At 53.3% G+C, this 21,546-nt stretch carries 21 protein-coding genes; 8 read left to right on the forward strand and 13 right to left on the reverse strand.

Going from position 1 to position 21,546, the window contains the following annotated elements; all coding sequences use genetic code 11:
* Positions 1-65: 65 nt before the first annotated feature.
* The 6 genes from INT84_RS17155 to INT84_RS17180 all read left to right on the forward strand — a co-directional run bounded on the left by INT84_RS17155 (position 66) and on the right by INT84_RS17180 (position 6,377).
* Positions 66-809 (forward strand): fimbrial chaperone, encoded by a 744-nt coding sequence (locus tag INT84_RS17155; protein WP_194207774.1) that lies wholly within the window; start codon positions 66-68, stop codon positions 807-809.
* Positions 810-891: 82 nt separating this feature from the next.
* On the forward strand, positions 892-3,483 hold the full coding sequence (locus INT84_RS17160; protein WP_194207775.1) for an outer membrane usher protein: 2,592 nt from the start codon (positions 892-894) through the stop codon (positions 3,481-3,483).
* 28 nt (positions 3,484-3,511) lie between these two features.
* Positions 3,512-4,081: a fimbrial protein gene (locus INT84_RS17165; RefSeq protein ID WP_194207776.1), complete on the forward strand. Its 570-nt coding sequence runs from the start codon at positions 3,512-3,514 to the stop codon at positions 4,079-4,081.
* A gap of 26 nt (positions 4,082-4,107) precedes the next feature.
* Positions 4,108-4,671: a fimbrial protein gene (locus tag INT84_RS17170; RefSeq protein WP_194207777.1), complete on the forward strand. Its 564-nt coding sequence runs from the start codon at positions 4,108-4,110 to the stop codon at positions 4,669-4,671.
* A 12-nt stretch (positions 4,672-4,683) separates the two neighbouring features.
* Positions 4,684-5,292, forward strand: a complete 609-nt coding sequence (locus INT84_RS17175; RefSeq protein ID WP_194207778.1) for a fimbrial-like protein — start codon at positions 4,684-4,686, stop codon at positions 5,290-5,292.
* A gap of 8 nt (positions 5,293-5,300) precedes the next feature.
* Entirely contained in the window at positions 5,301-6,377 is a 1,077-nt protein-coding gene (locus INT84_RS17180; protein ID WP_228066331.1) for a fimbrial protein StkG, read from the forward strand.
* Between the two features lies 1 nt (position 6,378).
* Here the strand turns inward: INT84_RS17180 and INT84_RS17185 are convergent, their stop codons facing one another.
* From INT84_RS17185 to INT84_RS17200, 4 genes are all read right to left on the reverse strand, one after another.
* Complete coding sequence (locus INT84_RS17185) at positions 6,379-7,608, reverse strand: polysaccharide deacetylase family protein (protein ID WP_194207779.1); 1,230 nt, start codon at positions 7,606-7,608, stop codon at positions 6,379-6,381.
* Positions 7,609-7,675: 67 nt separating this feature from the next.
* A complete protein-coding gene (locus INT84_RS17190; protein ID WP_194207780.1) occupies positions 7,676-8,113 on the reverse strand; it encodes a PTS sugar transporter subunit IIA in 438 nt (145 codons plus the stop codon).
* Between the two features lie 102 nt (positions 8,114-8,215).
* Positions 8,216-8,986: an ABC transporter permease gene (locus tag INT84_RS17195; protein WP_194207781.1), complete on the reverse strand. Its 771-nt coding sequence runs from the start codon at positions 8,984-8,986 to the stop codon at positions 8,216-8,218.
* Positions 8,983-9,909 (reverse strand): ABC transporter ATP-binding protein, encoded by a 927-nt coding sequence (locus INT84_RS17200; RefSeq protein ID WP_194207782.1) that lies wholly within the window; start codon positions 9,907-9,909, stop codon positions 8,983-8,985. The genes INT84_RS17195 and INT84_RS17200 overlap by 4 nt, the downstream gene beginning before the upstream one ends.
* A 108-nt stretch (positions 9,910-10,017) precedes the next feature.
* Here INT84_RS17200 and can point away from each other — a divergent pair, with 108 nt between their 5' ends.
* Positions 10,018-10,680: a carbonate dehydratase gene (gene can / locus INT84_RS17205; protein WP_194207783.1), complete on the forward strand. Its 663-nt coding sequence runs from the start codon at positions 10,018-10,020 to the stop codon at positions 10,678-10,680.
* A 176-nt stretch (positions 10,681-10,856) separates the two neighbouring features.
* On the opposite strand, the gene hpt is transcribed toward can, so the two are convergent.
* Positions 10,857-11,393, reverse strand: coding sequence for a hypoxanthine phosphoribosyltransferase (hpt, locus tag INT84_RS17210; RefSeq protein WP_176918017.1), 537 nt, complete (start codon positions 11,391-11,393; stop codon positions 10,857-10,859).
* A 205-nt stretch (positions 11,394-11,598) separates the two neighbouring features.
* Between hpt and INT84_RS17215 the strand changes: the two genes are divergently transcribed.
* Positions 11,599-13,989: a glucose/quinate/shikimate family membrane-bound PQQ-dependent dehydrogenase gene (locus tag INT84_RS17215; protein ID WP_194207784.1), complete on the forward strand. Its 2,391-nt coding sequence runs from the start codon at positions 11,599-11,601 to the stop codon at positions 13,987-13,989.
* 236 nt (positions 13,990-14,225) lie between these two features.
* Here the strand turns inward: INT84_RS17215 and citG are convergent, their stop codons facing one another.
* The 8 genes from citG to INT84_RS17255 are packed head-to-tail and all read right to left on the reverse strand — an operon-like array spanning position 14,226 to position 21,542.
* Positions 14,226-15,026 carry a triphosphoribosyl-dephospho-CoA synthase CitG gene (gene citG / locus INT84_RS17220; protein ID WP_194207785.1) on the reverse strand — a complete coding sequence of 267 codons (801 nt, stop codon included), beginning with the start codon at positions 15,024-15,026 and terminating at the stop codon, positions 14,226-14,228.
* Complete coding sequence (gene citX / locus INT84_RS17225; protein ID WP_194207786.1) at positions 15,004-15,543, reverse strand: citrate lyase holo-[acyl-carrier protein] synthase; 540 nt, start codon at positions 15,541-15,543, stop codon at positions 15,004-15,006. Before citX ends, citG begins: the two co-directional genes overlap by 23 nt.
* Positions 15,543-17,066 (reverse strand): citrate lyase subunit alpha, encoded by a 1,524-nt coding sequence (gene citF, locus INT84_RS17230; protein WP_194207787.1) that lies wholly within the window; start codon positions 17,064-17,066, stop codon positions 15,543-15,545. Before citF ends, citX begins: the two co-directional genes overlap by 1 nt.
* 10 nt (positions 17,067-17,076) lie before the next feature.
* Positions 17,077-17,952: a citrate (pro-3S)-lyase subunit beta gene (gene citE, locus INT84_RS17235; RefSeq protein WP_194207788.1), complete on the reverse strand. Its 876-nt coding sequence runs from the start codon at positions 17,950-17,952 to the stop codon at positions 17,077-17,079.
* Positions 17,949-18,242, reverse strand: a complete 294-nt coding sequence (gene citD / locus INT84_RS17240; RefSeq protein WP_176918011.1) for a citrate lyase acyl carrier protein — start codon at positions 18,240-18,242, stop codon at positions 17,949-17,951. The genes citE and citD overlap by 4 nt, the downstream gene beginning before the upstream one ends.
* A 16-nt stretch (positions 18,243-18,258) precedes the next feature.
* The gene (citC, locus tag INT84_RS17245; RefSeq protein WP_176918010.1) at positions 18,259-19,281 is read right to left on the reverse strand and encodes a [citrate (pro-3S)-lyase] ligase; all 1,023 of its coding nucleotides are present in this window, start codon (positions 19,279-19,281) and stop codon (positions 18,259-18,261) included.
* A 13-nt stretch (positions 19,282-19,294) separates the two neighbouring features.
* Positions 19,295-20,158, reverse strand: a complete 864-nt coding sequence (locus INT84_RS17250) for a fumarylacetoacetate hydrolase family protein (RefSeq protein ID WP_194207789.1) — start codon at positions 20,156-20,158, stop codon at positions 19,295-19,297.
* Positions 20,159-20,180: 22 nt separating this feature from the next.
* Positions 20,181-21,542: a 2-hydroxycarboxylate transporter family protein gene (locus INT84_RS17255; RefSeq protein WP_194207790.1), complete on the reverse strand. Its 1,362-nt coding sequence runs from the start codon at positions 21,540-21,542 to the stop codon at positions 20,181-20,183.
* Positions 21,543-21,546: the final 4 nt, after the last annotated feature.

The raw sequence follows: 21,546 nt of genomic DNA on the forward strand, positions 1-21,546 counted from the left end.
GAATTTAAGCAATCCCTCATTATTGATGCGGGATTGCTTGTACAATTCCAAAAGGAAGTGGAAAAATGTCTCATTCAGTATTTATGAAAGGTTTTAAGGCTGCGTTGCTCGCCACTGCTTTTTTAACTGCCTCAAATGCAAGCGCAGATATTGTTATTTCCGGCACGCGTATCGTTTATCCGCAGTCATCAAAGGATGTCGTGATTAATCTCGATAACCATGGCAATAAACCCCTTTTGGTTCAGACATGGCTTGATGACGGTCGTGATGGCGTAAACCCACAAGAGTTGAAGCTCCCTTTTATCATTACCCCTCCGGTATCACGTATTGACCCGAAAAAAGGCCAATCTGTACGAATTACCTATACGGGTACGCCATTACCACAGGATCGTGAATCGCTTTTCTGGTTCAATGTTCTGGAAATCCCGCCAAAATCAAAAAATGCGGATAAAGAGAACCTTAACCAACTTCAACTGGCCTTCAGGACACGGATTAAATTCTTTTTCCGTCCTGACGGGTTAAAAGGCACGCCAAATGATGCAGCCGAGCATTTAACCTGGACGCAGAAGAAAGAAGGAAACGAGGTCAAGCTCGTTGCGCACAATAATTCGCCTTATAACGTCGCCGTTTCTCTGGTAGCCATTAAAACCAGTCAAAAAACCTATGACGTCGTTCATCAGGCAGTACAACCGTTTAGTGACGCCACAATGACGGTGAAAGGTTTAGCGTCCGCAGTAAATGGCAGCGTACAGTATGACACCATCAATGACTATGGTGGCACAGATCATCACGAAGTTGGGCTTAAATAAATAGAACACCCCTTAATATATAATAATTGATAGCATTAATGTTGCGGAGACACACTCTCTGCACTGAGTAAGTGGATCTGCCATGTTATTTAAACGTTCTCTTTTATGCCTTGCTATAAGCGCAGCATTACCTTTTTATGCTTGTGCAGAAAATACCACATCAGCGGAAGACCTGCCTGATAATGAAGAAGCAATTGAATTTAACGATCAGTTTCTTTTGAATGGCAGCTCAAATATTGATATTAACCGTTTTGCACATGGCAACCCGGTCTTACCTGGTACATATCGCACCAAAATCAATCTGAACGGTAAACTAAAATCTACCGTCGAGGTGACGTTTAAAGATAATGGAACACCTCGCGCGACGCCATGCATAACAAAACTGTTGCTGGCACAAGCAGGTGTAGACACCAGCGCACTTGCTGAAGAGCCAGAAGAAGACGTTTCATGCGTGGATATTAAAAAGTCCTTCCCCGGCGCTACCGTTAACTATGACAGCGGTAAACAGGCTATGGATTTTAATTTTCCACAGATCTATATCCTGAAACGTCCGGCAGGTTATGTGGATCCCTCCCTTTGGGAAAATGGTATTCCTGCTGCCCTGCTCTCTTATGACATGAACGCCTGGCATAGTGAGAGCAACGGCAGCACATCAGAAAGCGCATATATGGGTTTACGCTACGGGATCAATATGGGTGCATGGCGTCTGCGTTCTCGCGGTAATTTCAACTGGGACAAAGATAGCGGCACGAAGTATTCCAGCCAGGATATTTATTTGCAGCGGGATATTACCCCGCTTAGTGCGCAATTCGTGATGGGCGACTCCTATACGCGTGGTGAAGCCTTTGACTCAATGAGTTTGCGCGGCGCGCGTATGTACAGCGATGACCGCATGTTGCCGATGGGTTCAACAGGCTACGCGCCGGTGATCCGTGGGGTAGCAAACAGTAACGCGAAAGTTAGCGTCACTCAGAGCGGTAATAAAATTTATGAAACCTCTGTACCGCCAGGATCGTTTGAGATCAACGACCTTAGCACAACAGGTTATGGTAATGATTTACTGGTAACAATTGAAGAAGCGGATGGCAGCAAACGCTCCTTTACCGTTCCCTTTTCATCAGTAACCCAAATGCTGCGTCCTGGCGCAACACGCTGGGATGTAGGATTAGGTGAGTTAAATGACGATTCCCTGCTTAACGCGCCTAAAGTCGGTTACGGCACGTTTTACTATGGCCTGAATAATACTTTTACCGGCTATATTGGCGCGCAATATAGCGATATAGATTTTTACGCCGGTATTGTCGGCCTGGCGATGAATACGTCTATCGGCGCTTTTGCATTTGATGCCACGCAATCCCATGCGGATATTGAAGGTCTTGATACGCTTAGCGGGCAAAGTTATCGACTGACCTACAGTAAAATGATTGAGACTACGGATACATCCTTTAACGTTGCTGCCTATCGATTCTCGACTGAGGATTACCTCAGCCTTAACGATGCCGCACAGCTCCAGGACAGTATCAAGCGTCAGAAATACTCTAACCGTAGCTACGATTCAAACGAAGCGCTCTATGCAGATTATCAGCGAACCAAAAACCAGATACAAATTAGCCTTAATCAGCCGCTGAATTCTGGAGACAATAATTTTGGATCTCTGTACGTTAGCGGTACGTGGGAGGATTACTGGAATGCCTCAGGATCGACGTCCAACTATAACATTGGATATAACAATAGTTTCTCTTATGGCAGTTACAGCCTGTCATTACAACGCACCTATGACCAGTATGGAAAAAAAGACGACAGCGTTTATTTAAGTCTGAGTATTCCATTGAACGTATTTTCACATGATGGTTCGGGTTCAGGCGGTTTTTCAAATATCAATATGGGATTGCGTTCCGATCTTAAGGGTGGCACGAGCCTTAATACCTCGGCGGGTGGAAATACGCAAGATAATAAAATCAGTTATTCCGTCAGTGCCGCTTCCAACAGTGGTAATTACGGCAACCTGAATCAGATAAGCGGTTATGGTTCATTGAATAGCGCATATGGTCCTCTTGGATTATCCGCTTCATTCGGTGATGACAACAGCAAGCAATATTCCGCCTCTTATAACGGGGGAATGGTATTGCACTCAGGGGGGATCGCATTTGCACCAGGAAGTATTGGAGACAATGATTCAATCGCACTGGTAAAAGCCAGTGGAGCGAAAGGCGCGGGCATTGGCTTCGGCAGTAGTCAAATTGGTGATTCTGGCTACGGTATTTTGCCTTATATGTCGGCTTATCGTGAAAACCGCGTCTATCTGGATATCAGCACGCTCGAAAGCGACGTTGAAATTACGAACACCAGCGAAATTACGGTTCCTCGTAGCGGTTCCGTTGTACTGGTGAATTTTGAAACGAATGAAGGTCGTTCGCTGATTTTAGAGCTTCAACGCACCGATAAAGGATTTATTCCTCTGGGTGCAGATGTACTAAACGAGAAAAATGAATCTGTCGGCACCGTGGGGCAGGCAGGGCAAGCCTACGTCCGCGGCGTCGAAGATGAGGGTGTACTGCACGTTGTCTGGGGAAGTGATAAAGACAGTAAATGTGACGTTCGATATCAGGTTTTACCAAATGCTCAGAAAGTGGGACTTACAACGGTACTTAATAATCAACAGTGCCAAATGTAATTATTCAGGAAAATAGATGAGAGTAAGTATGAAAAAAAACCTTCTTGGCCTGTCGATCGCTGCCATAACGACCCTGGCTTTATCGGGTTCGGCGCTTGCTGAAGACACCAATCTGGATGTGAACTTTACCGCGAACATTCGCGAAACCACCTGCCAGATGAAGCTGGTTGGCGGTGCAGGTTCCGATACGCAACAAACGTTGACCATTGGTAATAATGGCCAGGTGCGTCTTGATGATATCAAAGCCGGAACGGCAAATGCCAATTTTAAAATCGTAATCGTTGAATGTCCTTCCTCGCTGAACGCGTTGAAAACCAAAGTAAATGGACGAGCATCGACCTATTTGCCCTCTGGAATAGTTAACCAGGCACCTACAGGGGCCGCAGACTATGCCTCCGTCGAAATCGCCAGAGCAGATACCCCGGAGGCCCCATTTATCATTGGCTCTAACGACCCTGCGAAAAGTCTGGTCTGGACGCCAACAGAAATCCAGAACAAAGAGGTTTCGTTGGTGGCGACGTTACGTGAGACCCAGGCAGGCAAAATGACCATTGGTGAGTTTCAGGCCGTGGCGACTTTTGAATTTAGCTACGAGTGATTGGCGCAGGAAAACGGAGCAACATTATGAAACTTAACTCAACTTTTATCGCCCTGTCCGTTTCTGCCCTTCTGTTCCCTGGAATGGCAAGTGCAGCAATTACAGGAACCACTAGTGTCGAAATGACAGTTAAAACAAAAATAGTATCGGGCACCTGTACCGCAAAGGTGCTTAACGATGCGGGCACTGCATCCACTGAAATTGCGTTTGGCGATGTTTATAAATCGGACCTGGTGAATAAAACCCGCGTTGAACCACTCAAAATTTCCTTTACCAACTGTTCCGGGGTAACGAAAGCAACGGTAGCGGCCGCTAAAGGCGCTGGCGGGGAATGTAGTGGTACAGCCAAGAACGGCGACTCTTTCTCTGGCGGCCTGGCCACGGGCTTTGAAATCTGGTCAGGCGTTGTCGATACCGGCTTACTCCTGAGCTGCAACACTCCACCGGCAGCGCAGGAAGTCCCTATAACTAATGGCAAGGGCGAATTCCCGATGAACTCCCGTATCGTCATAGGACAAGGCCAGGCCATTGCTGATGTCGGCACGGGTGCCGTTACCGCACCGGTCACGTTTACTATCGCCTACCCATAACCAGGAATAACCATGCAACAATCACCGTTTACTTTACACCAGCCCGGTCTGATGTTGCTTATCGGTCTGGCTGGTAGCGCTCTGCCTGGCATCAGCCAGGCAGATTCAGGTGTGGATATAAACCTGACAGCAAACATTGTTAACAACACCTGCCAGCTCAGCATCGAAAACGGCGGAGAGATCTATTTGCCTACCGTTGCCCGAGACTGGTTTTATAACAGCGATAAGCGCGATCGTCTAACGCCAACCGATGATGACGCAGGAACGCCCTTCACTATTCATGTCGATAACTGCTACACAAGCAGTGTAGATAGCGGCAGTATTAATCAGCTGAAATTTAGTTTTACTCCGCAGAATGGTTTCTGGAGTAATCACAATCAGGTGTTTAAAAACGATGCCACCGCCGGTGCGGCGGAAAATGTGGGTATCGTTATTTTTTCAGAGAAGTACAAAACTAACGTTTTAAACAGTGATGGTACATCCGGGGTTATTTACGAAGTGAGTGGAAGTAATAAGAACTATATAAAGGATTATAGCTTTTACGCGCGTTATCAGAACGTTGGGACTATCACCAGCGGGCTTGTCATGAGCAATGTTCTGGTTAATGTGAGCTACGAATAAAGGGATTTATGATGAAGAGAGTTCTCACTATATTAGCGTTCACGATGCTCGGGGTTTCTGGCGCAACCTACGCAAATTTACAAGAGTGTAAATTTTTCGATGACGGGAACCAGGTATTAATTATGTCTCCGGGCACACAGCCTGTGATTACCCCCCTACCCGTTGGCACGGTAACGACCCCAACACTGATCAGCAACCCGATCCTTATGGAGACAACGCCGTCATTACGATCGCATTGCACAGGCGGCCAACATGACGAAGACGTGTTTCAGCTTACCAATAATGCCATGCTGGATGGGGAAATAGATGGCAAAGCCACTTTTCGTACCAATATTCAAGGGATTGTTTACACGCTGGCGTTTTACCCGGATGGCAATGGCGTAACGGCATGGTTTCCCCCAAACCCGAATGCATTTTACAGAACAGCCAGCGTCGGGGATGAATCGCTTGTCGCAGATAAACACTGGCACGTTCGTATGGACTTCTGGCAGATAGGCGGATTTGCTGGCATACCCGAAAGCGAGAATTTCCTTACCGCCAGTAGCGGTCCTATCGGTCAAATTGTCCTGGGTGATCCGGATTCCCCCGTAGACGACCATCCACGGCCGCAGGTGAATATGTCCCAGATGTCGTTCAGTATTCCCTTAAACCGCCCAACGTGCGCGCTACGCGCCCCGACAACGGTTAATCTGGGAGACTGGTATCCTGGCGACTTAGAAAACGATAATACCGACAAAGTCACATTCCATATTACGGGAACCTGCGCAAATACCTCGCGTATTGAGTATACGTTGTCATCCTCACACACCACCCCGGATAAGCGATATTTTACAAATGCCATCCAGGATTCAGGGGGGATAAAGGTGGCAAAAGGTGTCGGGGTCATTATTCTGGATCATGAGACGGATACTTATCCTGTGCCAGCAGACAGCTCTAAACGAGTCATTGCTATGGGTGAACATTACGGGGACCCGGTTAGTGTTATAGACAGAACACTCTGGGCCAGGCTGGTTAAGACCGGTGCCGAACCAATAAGCGTAGGGGCTTTCGGCACCTCTATTACTTTCCAGATCACCTACGAATAACTCACCCCTGCGGCTGATTGCTAATCAGCCGCGCCATCGTCTCCAGCGAATCCGTTCTTAAAATATAAAGCCGTTTCAACAAGAACGGATTATCGCCCGGCTTCACCTTCCCTTTCACCGTCGTTACCGCCATATGAAAACCCGCAGCGCCTGCGGCTTTCACTGCTTTCGCATCATAGCCGCCAAACGGATAAGAGAGGTAAAGGACATGCGGATTAAACTGCCCCAGCGCCCGGCGCGAGCGTTCAAAATCAAACAGAATATTGTGATAGCTACGGCTAAGCAGGATGGGATGGTGCAGCCGATCCACCCGGTGTAAGAAATGCGTATGCGACTGGAAGTCAAAAACATCGCGAATCGCATTCAGTTCAGAGACGCTCATAAACTGGAGCGATTTCGGGTCCCATTTCTGCGGATGGCGCTTAATGCGCGACGAAATAATAAACGCTGTCGCGTTGAAACCGTACTGTTTGAGTATCGGGTAAGCGTAGCGGCTGACCGACTTCAGACCATCATCAAACGTAATCACCACCGCGCGGCCGGGCAGGTTGATTTTGTTACGCACGTATCCTTCCAGTTGATACATCGTTAACGTGGTATAACCCATATCACGCAGCCAGGTCATCTGGTTGCTAAAGGCGCGCACTGACGTGGTGGTGGAGGTGTGTCGAAAGCGGGTATTCTCTTCGTCACGCAAAATATGGTGGTAAGTGAGGATCGGAATACCGTTGTCGATTTGCGCATCCAGGGCGCTGATCCACGCCAGTCGATTACCGATACGGATCTGAAACCAGGTCTGGTTTAATCGATCTTTAAGTTTACTGATAATGGGGTATCGCAGATTATCCGTCAGCGTACCAAACGGTGCGCTGCCCGCATCCGGCGCGTTATAAACCGGCGTATCTTTCCAGGTAACCAGATTCTGGTTGCTTAAAGGCTTATTTAAATCACCCAGCCCGTCCTGGACACGCTGCTTTCCCTGGACAGGCTCAAGATGGCCTTTATCAATAAAGCCATTTCCGAAAGCAAAATTAAACTCATAATATTCAGCGGCCGTCGGCTCTACGCCCAGTATCTGCCCGGCACGAACATTACCTACTGTCACCACACGGTCACCAATTTTCGCCCAGATGACAGCATCTTCCGTCGTTTGCATATAGCGAACGGGTAACGCAGCAAAAAGACTGCCAGACATCAGCAGCAATAGAACAGCAAACGCGCGCTTGATCATAAAAGTGTAACCAGGGAGAGAACCACCGGCGCTATTGTAGCAAAAGCGGCATCAATACCAACGGTTATTACTCATACAAATTATGCAGCAGCACAAACGGCGGATTTTTTTGCTGCTGATGCCATAGACTGGTCACGTGAGGCGCACCGAGAGACACCATCCGATCGCGAAACGCTGCACTGCTCATTGATTCACGGGATGAAATCATTTGCTCCATCAATGAATAACTGATGCCTGCAATAACTTCGCACGCGGGATGTTTGTGGCTCATCAGGGACGCGGCGCGGTACGGCGGCGCGCCGGCAATGTCGGTCAGAAAAATGACCCCATCACCCGAGTCGGTAGCATGCAGGGCATCACACATCATCCGGCCCAGCATATTAATACTCAACCCACGCCAGAAATTGACCGTCCGGCATTGCGCCAGCGGGCCATACTGCTTTTCCAGGCGTTCCAGCAACTCCTCGGCCTTATCATCGTGACAGGTAATGACCCAACCTAACATCGCCTACCTCCTTAGCTGCAAGCAAGTTTATCAGGCTGACGAGGCAGGGAGGGTGACAGGTGTCAAAAGATCCCTCTCCTCATGAAGAGGAGAGGAAATAGATTAACTGCGTAACCCACGTCCGCGCTGGATTAAATACCAGCACAGCAGGTAGAACGCCGCAATAAACACCACCAGCACGCCGAATGTTGTCACCAACGGCACATCGTGAATGCCGAGGAAGCCATAACGGAAGCCGCTGATCATGTACACAATCGGGTTCAGTTGCGACAACGCCTGCCAGAACGGCGGCAGCAGGGTCAGGGAATAAAACACCCCGCCAAGGTAGGTCAGCGGCGTCAGCACGAAGGTCGGGATCAGGCTGATATCGTCGAAGCTTTTGGCGAAGACGGCGTTCAGCAGGCCCGCCAGCGAAAACAGTATCGCCGTCAGCACCAGGGTTAACGCCACGAATACCCATGAATGAACCTGGAAAGGGACAAACAGCAGCGAGATGGCAGTTACCAGGATGCCCACGCACAGCCCACGCGCCACACCGCCGCCGATGTAGCCGATGATAATGACGTGCGTTGGTACCGGCGCAATCAGCAATTCTTCAATATTACGCTGGAACTTGGCACTGAAAAAAGACGAGGCGACGTTAGCGTAAGCGTTGGTGATCACCGACATCATAATCAGCCCCGGCACGATAAACTGCATATAGCTAAAACCGTGCATCTCACCAATACGCGAACCGATTAAATTACCAAAAATAATGAAATAGAGCGTCATGGTGATGACGGGCGGCACCAGCGTCTGGATCCAGATACGCATAAAACGGTGGATCTCTTTCGCCCAGATGCTTTTTAGTGCGACCCAATACAGCTGCATCATGCGCGATCTCCTTGCTTATCATGAACCAGTGAAACAAACAGCTCTTCCAGGCGGTTCGCCTTATTACGCATGCTCAGTACCTGAATGCCCTGCGCGCTGAGCTGGCTGAACACGCTATTAATGCCCTGCTCACGCAGCACTTCGACCTCCAGGGTGGAGGTATCGACCAGCCGGTACTGATAACCTTCGAGTTTCGGCAGCGGGCTTTTCTGCGCCAGATCGAGAATGAAGGTTTCCGACTTCAGCTTGGCGAGCAGATTTTTCATTGAGGTGTTTTCCACCAGCTCGCCGTTCTGGATAATACCGATGTTACGACACAGCATTTCCGCCTCTTCCAGATAGTGCGTGGTGAGGATGATCGTGGTGCCTTTGTCGTTTAAATCCTTTAAAAATCCCCACATCGAGCGGCGAAGTTCGATATCGACACCTGCGGTGGGTTCATCAAGAATTAACAGTTTTGGCTCATGCATCAACGCGCGGGCGATCATCAGACGCCGTTTCATGCCTCCCGAGAGCATCCGTGCACGTTCGTCACGTTTTTCCCACAGATCGAGCTGTTTTAGGTATTTTTCGCTGCGTTCAACCGCTTGTTTATGTTCAACGCCGTAGTAACCCGCCTGATGAACGACAATCTGCTGCACGGTTTCAAAGGGGTTGAAGTTAAACTCCTGCGGCACCAGACCAAGCTGGCGTTTGGCGTTGACCACATCTTTTTCCAGATCGTAGCCAAACACGCTTACCCGCCCGGAGGTCTTGTTTACCAAAGAACTGATAATGCCGATAGTGGTCGACTTCCCCGCCCCGTTAGGCCCCAGAAGCGCGTAAAAATCTCCCGCTTCTACCTGTAAATCAATCCCGCGCAGCGCCTGTACGCCGCCGGGATACGTCTTTTTAAGCTGCTCAATTTCCAGTGCAATGGTCATGAATTTTTACTTACCTTACGTTCTGACACTTTATATGTGGTTTAAATAATCCCGCGGTTGACCTATATTAGCTCAACGCAATTATTTGGTTACAGGTCGTTAACCTCCATGAAAGATATAGATACACTCATCAGTAACAACGCACTATGGTCAAAAATGCTGGTGGAAGAGGATCCCGGATTTTTCGAAACGCTGGCGCAGGCACAAAAGCCGCGTTTTCTGTGGATTGGATGCTCCGATAGCCGCGTTCCCGCAGAACGTCTGACCGGGCTTGAGCCGGGTGAACTGTTTGTCCACCGTAACGTGGCCAACCTGGTGATCCACACCGATCTTAACTGCCTCTCCGTGGTTCAGTACGCCGTTGACGTACTGGAAGTTGAACATATTATCATTTGCGGCCACTCCGGTTGCGGCGGTATCCAGGCTGCGGTAGAAAACCCTGAGCTGGGTTTGATTAATAACTGGCTACTGCATATCCGCGACATCTGGCTTAAACATAGCTCGCTGTTGGGAGAAATGCCCGAAGAGCAACACCTGGACGCGCTCTACCAATTAAACGTAATGGAGCAGGTCTATAACCTGGGGCACTCCACCATTATGCAGTCAGCGTGGAAACGCGGACAGAATGTGACCATTCACGGCTGGGCGTACAGTATCAATGATGGCCTGCTGCGCGATCTTGACGTTACCGCGACTAACCGCGAGTCGCTGGAGCAGCACTACCGCAGGGGCGTTTCCAACTTGCGTCTGAAATACGTTAATCAAGAATAGTCCTTCAGGCACCGTGCCCTTTCTGCCGGGCGGCGCAAGCTTGCCCGGCCTACAAGCTGTACCAGACGCCTCCAGATCGTAGGCCTGATAAGCGCAGCGCCATCAGGCATCACACCAGCCATCCTCAACCCGTAGGCCTGATAAGCGCAGCGCCATAAGGCATTCACGCGTCTGGCTTATTCGTCCAGCAACACCACTTTGCCTACGTACGGCAAATGGCGATAACGCTGAGCGTAATCAATCCCGTATCCCACCACAAACTCATCCGGAATCGAAAAACCGACGTACTCGACGTTAACCTCCACCTCACGGCGTGACGGTTTGTCCAGCAGCGTACAAATCGCCAGCGACTTCGGCTCGCGCAGGCTTAAAATTTCACGCACTTTCGACAGCGTATTGCCAGAGTCGATGATGTCCTCCACGATCAGCACGTCCTTACCCCGAATATCCTCATCCAGATCCTTAAGGATTTTGACGTCGCGGGTGGTGGACATGCCGCTGCCGTAACTGGAAGCGGTCATAAAATCGACTTCGTGAGGCACCTGCACTTCACGGCACAGGTCGGCCATAAACATAAACGAGCCGCGCAGCAGCCCCACCAGCACCATTTCGCTGCCGCTATCTTTGTAATGCTCGGTAATCTGACGACCCAGCTCGGCGATACGGGTTTTGATTTCCGTTTCCGGGATCATCACTTCAACAGTATGTTTCATTTAACTAACCATATGATTTTCAGGTAAATCACTCAACACAACGCCATCAGGCAACCGCATTGATTAGTAAGCCCCGCAGTATACCAGTAAAACAATTTTAGCGGGGGAAAGCGTAAGAAAGCTCATTTTGTGATGACGATCACACATGTTAAATCCTATAATTAATTGCTATCAGAATATTAATTAATTTAACGAGTGTCCTTTTATGGCAGAAATAAAACCACATAAGTCACGCATTTTAGTGACTTTAACAGCGCTGTTCGCCGCTTTTTGCGGACTTTATCTGTTAATTGGCGGGGTCTGGCTGGTCGCGATTGGCGGCTCCTGGTACTACCCCATCGCAGGCATTATCATGCTGGGAGTGACCTGGCTGCTGTGGCGCAGCAAACGCTCGGCGCTGTGGCTCTATGCCGCGCTGCTGCTGGGTTCAATGATATGGGGCGTCTGGGAGGTCGGTTTTGACTTCTGGGCGCTGACGCCGCGCAGCGACATCCTGGTCTTCTTCGGCATCTGGCTGATCCTGCCGTTTGTCTGGCGTCGGCTGATTTTCCCTTCCGGCGGCGCGGTAGCGGCGCTGGTGGTGGCACTGCTAATCAGCGGCGGCATTCTGACCTGGGCGGGCTTTAACGATCCGCAGGAAGTGAAAGGTACCCTGAGTGCCGACGCCACGCCTGCCGCGCCGATCTCGGCAGTAGCCGATCAGGACTGGCCTGCTTACGGCCGCAATCAGGAAGGCCAGCGCTACTCTCCGCTTAAACAGATCAATGCTGATAACGTGCACAAGCTGAAAGAAGCATGGGTGTTCCGCACCGGCGATCTGAAAAAAGAGAATGATTCGGGTGAAGTAACCAACGAAGTGACGCCGATTAAAGTTGGCGACACGCTTTATCTGTGTACTGCGCACCAGCGTCTGTTCGCGCTGGATGCCGCCACCGGTAAAGAAAAATGGCATTTCGATCCGCAGCTGAATTCAACACCATCCTTCCAGCATGTCACATGCCGCGGTGTGTCGTATCATGAAGCGAAAGCGGACACCGCACCGGCAAACGTGATGGCGGACTGCCCGCGTCGTATTATTCTGCCGGTCAACGATGGTCGCCTGTTTGCACTAAACGCCGATACCGGCAAGCTGTGCGAATCTTTCGCCAACAAAGGTATTCTGAACCTGCAAACCAATATGCCGGATCAGACACCGGGGCTGTATGAGCCAACGTCACCGCCGATCATTACTGACAGAGCAATTGTGATTGCCGGTTCGGTCACCGATAACTTCTCGGTGCGTGAAACGTCGGGCGTGATCCGTGGCTTTGACGTTAATACCGGTGACCTGCTTTGGGCGTTTGATCCAGGCGCGAAAGATCCAAATGCGATTCCGTCGGATGAGCATACCTTCACCTTCAACTCCCCGAACTCGTGGGCACCCGCGGCCTATGACGCCAAACTGGATCTGGTTTATCTGCCGATGGGCGTGACCACGCCGGATATCTGGGGCGGCAACCGCACGCCAGAGCAGGAGCGTTACGCCAGCTCTATCGTCGCGCTGAATGCCACCACCGGTAAGCTGGCCTGGAGCTACCAGACCGTTCACCACGATCTGTGGGATATGGATATGCCATCCCAGCCGACGCTGGCGGATATTACGGTCAATGGCCAGACGGTACCGGTGGTTTATGCTCCTGCGAAAACCGGTAACATCTTCGTGCTGGATCGTCGTAACGGCGAACTGGTGGTACCGGCACCGGAAAAACCGGTTCCGCAGGGCGCGGCAAAAGGCGATTATGTCAGCAAAACCCAGCCGTTCTCCGACCTCAGCTTCCGTCCGAAGAAAAATCTGAGCGGCGCGGACATGTGGGGCGCGACCATGTTTGACCAGCTGGTCTGCCGGGTCATTTTCCAGCAGATGCGCTATGAAGGCATCTTCACGCCGCCGTCCGAACAGGGCACGCTGGTGTTCCCGGGCAACCTGGGGATGTTCGAGTGGGGCGGTATCTCCGTCGATCCGAACCGTCAGGTAGCCATTGCAAACCCGATGGCGCTGCCGTTTGTCTCGAAACTGATGCCGCGTGGTCCGGGCAATCCGATGGAGCAGCCGAAAGACGCGCAGGGTAGCGGTACGGAAGCCGGTATTCAGCCGCAGTACGGCGTGCCGTACGGCGTAACCCTGAATCCGTTCCTGTCGCCGTTTGGTTTGCCGTGTAAACAGCCTGCCTGGGGTTATATCTCCGCGCTGGATCTGAAAACCAACGAAGTGGTATGGAAAAAACGTATTGGTACGCCGCGCGACAGCCTGCCGTTCTCAATGCCGTTTAAAGTGCCGTTTAACCTTGGTATGCCGATGCTGGGCGGTCCTATTTCCACGGCCGGTAACGTGCTGTTTATTGGCGCAACCGCAGATAACTACCTGCGTGCTTATAACATGAGCAACGGTGATAAGCTGTGGGAAGGCCGTCTGCCTGCGGGCGGACAAGCAACGCCGATGACCTACGAAGCGAATGGCAAGCAGTATGTTGTCATCTCTGCGGGCGGTCATGGTTCGTTTGGTACGAAGATGGGCGACTATATCGTGGCCTATGCGTTGCCGGACGACGAGAAGTAAGTTATCCCTCCCCTCTTCCGCCGGAAGGGGGGAATAATTTACAGCCGCGCGTGTAAACCTGCCGGGTGGCGGCTTCGCCTTACCCGGCCTACCCACCCCATTATATCAAGCTGTTGTCCCCCCCGCAGGCCCGCGTAAGCGTAGCGCCACCGGGTAAAACGCACACCTCACTCAACGTCGTACCCCCCGTAGGCCCGCGTAAGCGCAGCGCCACCGGGCAAAACGCCAACGGGCTTTCAGCACTGTCCTAACACCCACGCCACCGATAACAAATCCGCGCTGCCGCCGGGACTTAAATGTCGCCCTATGAGCGCCTGGTCCATTTTTTCCAGCGCCTCGCCATCCCAGCCGTTGGTTAACAATCGTCTTGCATAATCCTGCACGTAGCGCAGCCCGCTTATCCCCCCGCGTGACACCAGATTACTGTCCGGATTCACCGCCATCAGGCGCAGCAGCATTTCATGTTGTCGGTCACGTCGCCAGTGCGGCAGAATCGACCGCACGGTGGCAAAACCGCTCTCCGCCTCACCGCGCGCGCCCGTCAGGCCGAATTGTTGAAATTGCCGCTCGCCCGCCGTTGCCGCGACGCTGCGCGTACCCAATTCCCGCGAGACCAGGCCACGGCAAATTTCACTCACTTCATGGCACAGGCTATTCACATTGACAACGGCAACCCGCCCGGCGGCAAAACAGAGTAGCCCGAGGGCAAATACGCCGCCTTTATGCGTGTTAATCCCGCCAGTGGCGTTATACATTGCCTGTTCGCAGGCAATGCCCATCGGGCGTAAAAGGCGTAACTGCATATCGGCAGGTTTATTCGCGTGCTCCACTCCCAGCTCGGCAAAGCGTGCAAACCACGGCGCAATCGCTTCAATACTGCGCACAAATAGCGCATGATCCATATCGTGATGGGAACCGTTGTTAAGCCGATCTACCAGCCCCGGCTTGGGCGTCAGATCCAGTTCGTGCCACAGCGCGTCTTCTGCCAGCTGCGGCACGTTGATAACGCGCGGGTTAGTCGCGAGCAAACCAGTCATCGACCATTTTCTCCACCCGCACCACTACCTGTTCCACCGGATGACGCCGCGAGCGGGCGCAGGCGTGAGCGGGTTCGTCGCAGATCAGACAGCGACGCATGTGCGATCCCAGCGACAGCCGTCCGACATGCCCCGCTTTCGGGCAGATCACATCCAGATCCCACAATCGGCCCAGCGGATGTGTTTGCTCCAGCGCCGCGCAGTGAGCCTTAATTTCCGGGGCCTGGTGCGCCACGCACCACATCGCTTCCGGCCCTGTCGGCAACCATAAAACCTGCCTGTCGAGCACCTGCCAGTGATGCTGCCACAGCATCTGGTCGCACATCTGTAATGCCACGCCCATCGTATTGCGATAGCGCAGGCTGTCTTTAATTTCGCCGGGGGTGACCAGCGTCAGGGAGATCACCGGTTGTTGATAGTGCGTGAGCCAGTCAGCCTGCCGTGCCGCGCGACGCTCTTTCGCCGCCAGCAGCGCATCAAGACTGACACCCGCACGCACGGGTGTCGCAGTTTCCATTATTCACACTCCTTTACCTGTCGAACGGTATCGATCACGCTGCCATCACGGTAGCGGATCACGCCGACGATCTTATCGGTAAATTCTATGGGTTTTGGTGCGCCGGTTAACGAAATGGCGCGTTCATACAGCGCGTTGATATCAATAACGTTCAGCCCTGCCGCGACCAGGCGCTGACGGATCTCCGGCCGGGCCGGGTTAACCGCAATTCCGTGGTCGGTAACCAGTACATCAATGCTTTCGCCGGGTGTCAGGCGCGTCGTCACCCGCTTCACTACCGTCGGGATGCGGCTGCGCAGCAGCGGCGCAACCACAATCGTCAGGTTAGCTGCCGCCGCCACGTCGCAGTGTCCGCCGGATGCGCCGCGCATCACGCCGTCTGAACCGGTGATCACGTTAACGTTGAAATCGACGTCAATCTCCAGCGCGCTGAGGATCACCACGTCCAGCTGGTCACAGCTGGTGGCTTTGCTACCGGGATTGGCGTAGACGTTGGTGGAGATCTCCACGTGGTGCGGGTTACGCGCCAGCGAGGCCGCCGCCTGACCATCAAAGCACTGGGTGTCGAGCAGTTTTTCGATCAGCCCTTTTTCATGCAGATCCACCAGGCTGCCGGTGATCCCGCCCAGCGCGAAACGGGCTTTTACGCCGTTGCGCTCCATCTTCTCTTCCATAAAACGGGTACAGGCGGTCGCCGCCGCGCCGGAACCGGTCTGCATCGAGAAACCGTTTTTGAAATAGCCGGAGTGCTCAATGACGTCCGCCGCATAGCGGGCGATCATTAACTCACGCGGGTTGCTGGTGACGCGCGCCGCGCCGACGCTGATTTTCGCCGCATCGCCAACGCTTTCGACCTGAACGATATAATCCACCTGGTCCTGCCCCAGGCTGGCGGGCATATTGGGGAACGGCACAATCTCTTCCGTAAGCAGCACAACCCGACGGGCAAACTGCGCATCCACCATCGCGTAGCCGAGCGACCCGCAGCAGGATTTACCCTGCGTGCCGTTGGCGTTGCCAAACTCATCGCTGCACGGTACGCCGAGAAAAGCGACATCAATGTTCAGTTCGCCATCCTGAAGCAGTTTGACGCGCCCACCGTGGGAGTGGATTTGAACCGGCTCGTCCATCAGGCCATGCGAGATGGCATCCGCCAGTTTGCCGCGCATTCCGGAGGTGTAAATACGGGTAATGACGCCGCTTTTGATGTGCTCAATCAGCGCATCGTTGCAGGTCATCAGGGAACTGGACGCCAGGGTCAGATTTTTAAAGCCCATCTGCGCCAGCAGCGCGACCACATTATTAATGACCCGGTCCCCCTCGCGAAACGCGTGATGGAAGGAAATGGTCATTCCGTCCTTAAGCCCGCTGCGGATCACCGCCTGCTCCAGCGATGCGCACAGCTTACGGTGATGTTTAGCGTCATTATCGGCAAGCCAGGGCGTGGCGCTGTGGGCCGTATCAAAGGGTTTCAGATCCCGCAAATGGGGAAAATTAACGTGAAGAAGTTCTGTCTGATTCATTGCTTTATCCTTAACGACGTACGCCGGACGCGGCGGCGCGTTCCAGCACCCGCTGTGCGTGATCGATAATCGGCGCATCCACCATTTTGCCGTTGAGCGATACCACGCCCAGTCCGTTACGCTCGCCCTCTTCTGCCGCTTCAATCACTAATTTCGCGTGATCGACCTCCTGCTGCGTGGGCGCGTAAGCGTTATGCAGCAGATCGATCTGCCGCGGATTAATCAGCGATTTGCCGTTAAAGCCCATTTTGCGGATCAATTCGACCTCGCGCAGGAACCCGGCTTCGTCGTTGACGTCCGACCATACGACATCGAAAGCATCAATACCGGCGGCGCGCGCGGCGTGCAGCACGGCGCAGCGGGCGTAAAACAGTTCGGTGCCGTCGCCGCGCTCGGTTTGCATATCCATTACGTAGTCGAAGGCCGCCAGCGCAATACCAATCAGGCGCGGCGTACTACGGGCAATGGCTACCGCGTTAATCACGCCGATTGCCGATTCAATGGCGGCCATCACGCGGGTTGAGCCCACTTCGCGACCACAGTCACGCTCAATGCGCTCCAGGTGGCCTTCGAGTTCAAAGATATCGTCCGGGGTATCGGTTTTTGGCAGGCGGATAACATCCACGCCGCCCCGCACCGCCGCTTCCAGATCCAGCAGGCCGAACGGCGTGCTCAGCGGATTAATACGCACCACGGTTTCGATATCCTGATACATCGGATGCTGGAGCGCATGGTAGACCAGCAGACGAGCGGTATCTTTCTCCCGCAGCGCCACGGCGTCTTCCAGGTCAAACATGATGGAGTCCGGACGATAGATAAAGGCGGTGGAGAGCATGGCAGCGTTAGCGCCCGGCAGGAACAGCATGCTGCGACGGAGTTTGCTCATGACAGCGCCCTCCAGTTGATAACCTGTTCTTCGCCAGCACGCAGTAATGCCCCCTGGAGACGGGCGCGGATCACACAGTCCAGCGCGCCTTTATCTTCAATAATAATCAGCCCCTGGCGCACCTCCATTGCCTGCAAGGTCTCCTCAACGACCCGGCGGATTTGATCGCCAAACTGCTTCATCACTTCACTGTGGATGATAATCTCCAGCTCGCCGTCGGCGGGGGCGATTTTCACCATCAGGTCGCTGGATTCCTGCGTACCGGCCAGCGCCTCCCTTACAATTTTCATAATGCCTTCCTGAATGTTAAACGGCTTCCGCGCTGCGGTAATGCGCTTCAAGGTGCGCGAAAGTCGATTCCGGAACGATTTCCTGAATACGAGAAAACCGTTCTGTTTTAAGTAAGCGGCGTACTTCTGAAGCCGAAATAGGATTTCCGGCAGCCTTAATGCGCGGCAGTTCCACCACCTCAATACGGTCGCTTAACAGCGTATGTAGCGTCTGGTTGTACTGGCGGGTAACGTCGCAGAACGGCTCCGATCCGACGAAGCGGTGGGTAATGCCCAGCGCCGGAGCGATGCGATCGCGAAAAATCAGCGCGTCGATCTCGCTCCACGCCTGCTGCACCTTTCCGCTCTCCTTGAGAAAATAGGCCGGAAACGTGGCGCGGGAGATGATGTATTGCGAGCCTTCATGCACCGTCACGTTCGGCAGATGGGCGACGCCCGCGCGCACCATTCTCAGCCGATCGGCAAACGGGAAAAACGACGCATCTTCCTGCACCACAAACAGATGCAGCCAGTTGCAGCGCTGCGCGGCCTGCTCCACCAGATAACGATGCCCGAGCGTAAACGGGTTGGCGTTCATCACGATTGCCCCAATCCGTTCGCCGGGCTGACGCTGCTTTTGTAGCAAACGACAATAGCGGGCGATTCCCTGCGGCGTGTTCTCCATCAGCACCGCATTGTTGCCGCTTTGCGCTACTGGCCAGAAGCCGCTGCGGGCAAAGCGTTCTTTATTGCACGGGCGGGTGCACAGGAAGAGATGGAAATGGCCGCGGGTCAGCGCGGCATTCTCCACTTCCGCCAGCAGGCGCGCGCTCAGGTTTTCCCCGCGCTGCGTCTCATCCACCGCCACGCATTTAATGACGTTGGCGGCGAGCCCGGCGCAGCCGACCAGGCGAGAACCGGACCAGGCCTCAACAAACAGCGAAATATCGCTATCTAATCCCAAACCGCTGTCCGCCAGCAAAAGACGGATCTGACGCAACCGTTCGGGGTGTTGCGAAACGAACGTCAGGCGGAAGTCGATATCGGTTTGCGAGTACATCGTGCCGCCTTACTTAGTGCGCTGCCGTCAGCATTTGCGCTGGCGCTTCCATGATGATATTGCTCAGATGACCGATATGTTCGATCTCCACTTCAATACGATCGCCCTCTTTCATAAACAGCGGCGGGTTGCGCTTTTTCCCTACCCCGCCCGGTGAACCGGTGATGATCACATCGCCGGGACTTAAGCGGGTGAAGGTGCTGATGTACTCAATCAGTTCGGCGATGCTGTGGATCATGCTGCTGGTATTGTCCTCCTGCACCATACGGCCATTCAGCCAGGTACGAATCGCCAGCTGGTGCGGGTCGGGAATTTCATCGGCGGTCGCCATCCATGGGCCAAACGCACCGGTCTGACGCCAGTTTTTACCGGCGGTAAACCAGCTGTGCTGCCAGTCGCGGGCAGACCCGTCCATGTAACAGCTGTAGCCTGCAACGTGGCGTAGCGCCTCCTCGCGGCGGATGTTCTCACCGCCTTTGCCGATAATGACCGCCAGCTCGCCTTCATAGTCGAATTCGCAGGAATGGCGCGGTTTCAGCACCGGCGCGTTATGCGCCGTCTGCGAGTCGGGAAAGCGCACGAACAACGTGGGTGCCGGGTTATGCTGGTCAAACTCCTTACGCTTGTCGGCGTAGTTCATGCCAACACAGAGGATTTTTTCCGGCTGCTCAATGACCGGCAGGAAAGTAACGGCATCCATTGCCACGTCTACCGCGTCGTTAAGATAGCGGGTCGCCTGCGCCAGTCCGTTACCCTGAAGTAGCGCTTTGAGGTCGCTGTAGCGATCGCCCAGGCGTCGGCCTAAATCAATCATGCCTTCGGCTTTCACAATGCCGTAGCTGCGAACGCCCTGATAAAGAAAACTTGCGAGTTTCATGTTTATTTCCTGAGTACATCAATTAAACGAGGAAGTTGCCCAGCACCAGCAGCGAGACCGAGACGTTAATCGCCCCGCCAATGCGCGTCGCAATCTGCGCGAACGGCATCAGGCTCATACGGTTACCGGCGGTGAGGATGGCGACGTCACCGGTACCGCCCTGTCCGCTCTGACAGCAGGAGACAATGGCGACATCAATGGGATGCATGCCGATTTTTTTGCCCACCAGAAAGCCCGTTCCCACCAGCGTGCAGACGGTGCTGACAATCACCAGCAGGTTGCTCAATGTGAAGGCATTGACCAGTTCCTGCCACGGGGTGATGGCCACGCCAACGGCAAACAGGATGGGATACGTCACTGAGGTCTGGAAGAATTTGTAGACGACCTGCGAACCTTCAAGCAGACGTGGAGATGCGCCGTTGCACAACTTGACCAGCACGGCGACGAACAGCATGCCGACCGGCGCAGGCAGGCCAATCAGTTTATGGCCCAGCATACCCAGCATATACAGCAGCACGGCCAGCAGCGCCCCTGCCGCAATGGTGGTAACGTCTGTTTTGCCGGAGAACGCCGGTTGTGAAGACTGGCTATCGGCATTGGCGCGATTTGGCATCAGTTGACCTTCCCCCGTCAGATGCGGGTAGCGCTTGCCAAGCTGATTGAGGCAGCCAGAAATAATGATGGCCGTCAGACCGCCCAGCATGACCATCGGCAGTACACGTCCGAGCGCAACGCCCTGATCCATATGCAGCAACGTGGCGTAACCGATGGAAAGCGGAATGGCCCCCTCCCCGACGCCGCCCGCCATGATGGGCAGAATGATAAAGAAGAAGATCTGGAACGGCTCAAGTCCCAGCGCCATCCCCACGCCCATGCCGACGATCATGCCGGCGATCTCGCCGCACAGCATCGGAAAAAAGATGCGCAGGAAGCCCTGGATGAGCACCGTACGGTTCATGCTCATAATGCTGCCGACAATAATGCAGCAGATATAGAGATAAAGAATGTTGGTGGATTTATAGAATTTGGTGGTCGATTCCACCACCACGTCCGGCAGCAGACCATAATGGACCAGCGCGGAGGGAATAAATGTCGCGCAAATCGCCGCCGCGCCCAGCTTGCCGACAATCGGCAGACGCTTGCCGAATTCACCGCAGGCAAAGCCGAAAAAAGCCAGCGTGGCGACCATCACCACAATGTCGCTAGGCAGCTTACCGCCCAGACAGTCAACGGCGATTAACGCCCCGGCTAACAAAAACAGCGGCAGCGGAATGATACCGATTTTCCAGCTGTCCATGATGTGCCACCAGCGCTCTTTCAGCGACGGACGAGGGATATCGATCGGATCGTGGGAAACAATAAATGAATCGTCAGTTGTGCTCATAATC

This window comes from Superficieibacter sp. 1612_C1 (assembly GCF_015234305.1).
Taxonomy (GTDB): Bacteria; Pseudomonadota; Gammaproteobacteria; order Enterobacterales; family Enterobacteriaceae; genus Superficieibacter.

Coding starts and splice junctions, on each gene's coding strand:
- INT84_RS17190 (WP_194207780.1), bottom strand. CDS start 8,113: ATGTTAGGTTGGGTCATTACCTGTCACGATGATAAGGCCGAGGAGTTG.
- INT84_RS17155 (WP_194207774.1), top strand. CDS start 66: ATGTCTCATTCAGTATTTATGAAAGGTTTTAAGGCTGCGTTGCTCGCC.
- INT84_RS17185 (WP_194207779.1), bottom strand. CDS start 7,608: ATGATCAAGCGCGCGTTTGCTGTTCTATTGCTGCTGATGTCTGGCAGT.
- INT84_RS17250 (WP_194207789.1), bottom strand. CDS start 20,158: ATGAAACTCGCAAGTTTTCTTTATCAGGGCGTTCGCAGCTACGGCATT.
- INT84_RS17255 (WP_194207790.1), bottom strand. CDS start 21,542: ATGAGCACAACTGACGATTCATTTATTGTTTCCCACGATCCGATCGAT.
- INT84_RS17215 (WP_194207784.1), top strand. CDS start 11,599: ATGGCAGAAATAAAACCACATAAGTCACGCATTTTAGTGACTTTAACA.
- citG (WP_194207785.1), bottom strand. CDS start 15,026: ATGACTGGTTTGCTCGCGACTAACCCGCGCGTTATCAACGTGCCGCAG.
- can (WP_194207783.1), top strand. CDS start 10,018: ATGAAAGATATAGATACACTCATCAGTAACAACGCACTATGGTCAAAA.
- citX (WP_194207786.1), bottom strand. CDS start 15,543: ATGGAAACTGCGACACCCGTGCGTGCGGGTGTCAGTCTTGATGCGCTG.
- INT84_RS17180 (WP_228066331.1), top strand. CDS start 5,301: ATGATGAAGAGAGTTCTCACTATATTAGCGTTCACGATGCTCGGGGTT.
- hpt (WP_176918017.1), bottom strand. CDS start 11,393: ATGAAACATACTGTTGAAGTGATGATCCCGGAAACGGAAATCAAAACC.
- citE (WP_194207788.1), bottom strand. CDS start 17,952: ATGAGCAAACTCCGTCGCAGCATGCTGTTCCTGCCGGGCGCTAACGCT.
- INT84_RS17160 (WP_194207775.1), top strand. CDS start 892: ATGTTATTTAAACGTTCTCTTTTATGCCTTGCTATAAGCGCAGCATTA.
- INT84_RS17165 (WP_194207776.1), top strand. CDS start 3,512: ATGAAAAAAAACCTTCTTGGCCTGTCGATCGCTGCCATAACGACCCTG.
- citF (WP_194207787.1), bottom strand. CDS start 17,066: ATGAATCAGACAGAACTTCTTCACGTTAATTTTCCCCATTTGCGGGAT.
- INT84_RS17200 (WP_194207782.1), bottom strand. CDS start 9,909: ATGACCATTGCACTGGAAATTGAGCAGCTTAAAAAGACGTATCCCGGC.
- INT84_RS17195 (WP_194207781.1), bottom strand. CDS start 8,986: ATGATGCAGCTGTATTGGGTCGCACTAAAAAGCATCTGGGCGAAAGAG.
- INT84_RS17170 (WP_194207777.1), top strand. CDS start 4,108: ATGAAACTTAACTCAACTTTTATCGCCCTGTCCGTTTCTGCCCTTCTG.
- INT84_RS17175 (WP_194207778.1), top strand. CDS start 4,684: ATGCAACAATCACCGTTTACTTTACACCAGCCCGGTCTGATGTTGCTT.
- citC (WP_176918010.1), bottom strand. CDS start 19,281: ATGTACTCGCAAACCGATATCGACTTCCGCCTGACGTTCGTTTCGCAA.
- citD (WP_176918011.1), bottom strand. CDS start 18,242: ATGAAAATTGTAAGGGAGGCGCTGGCCGGTACGCAGGAATCCAGCGAC.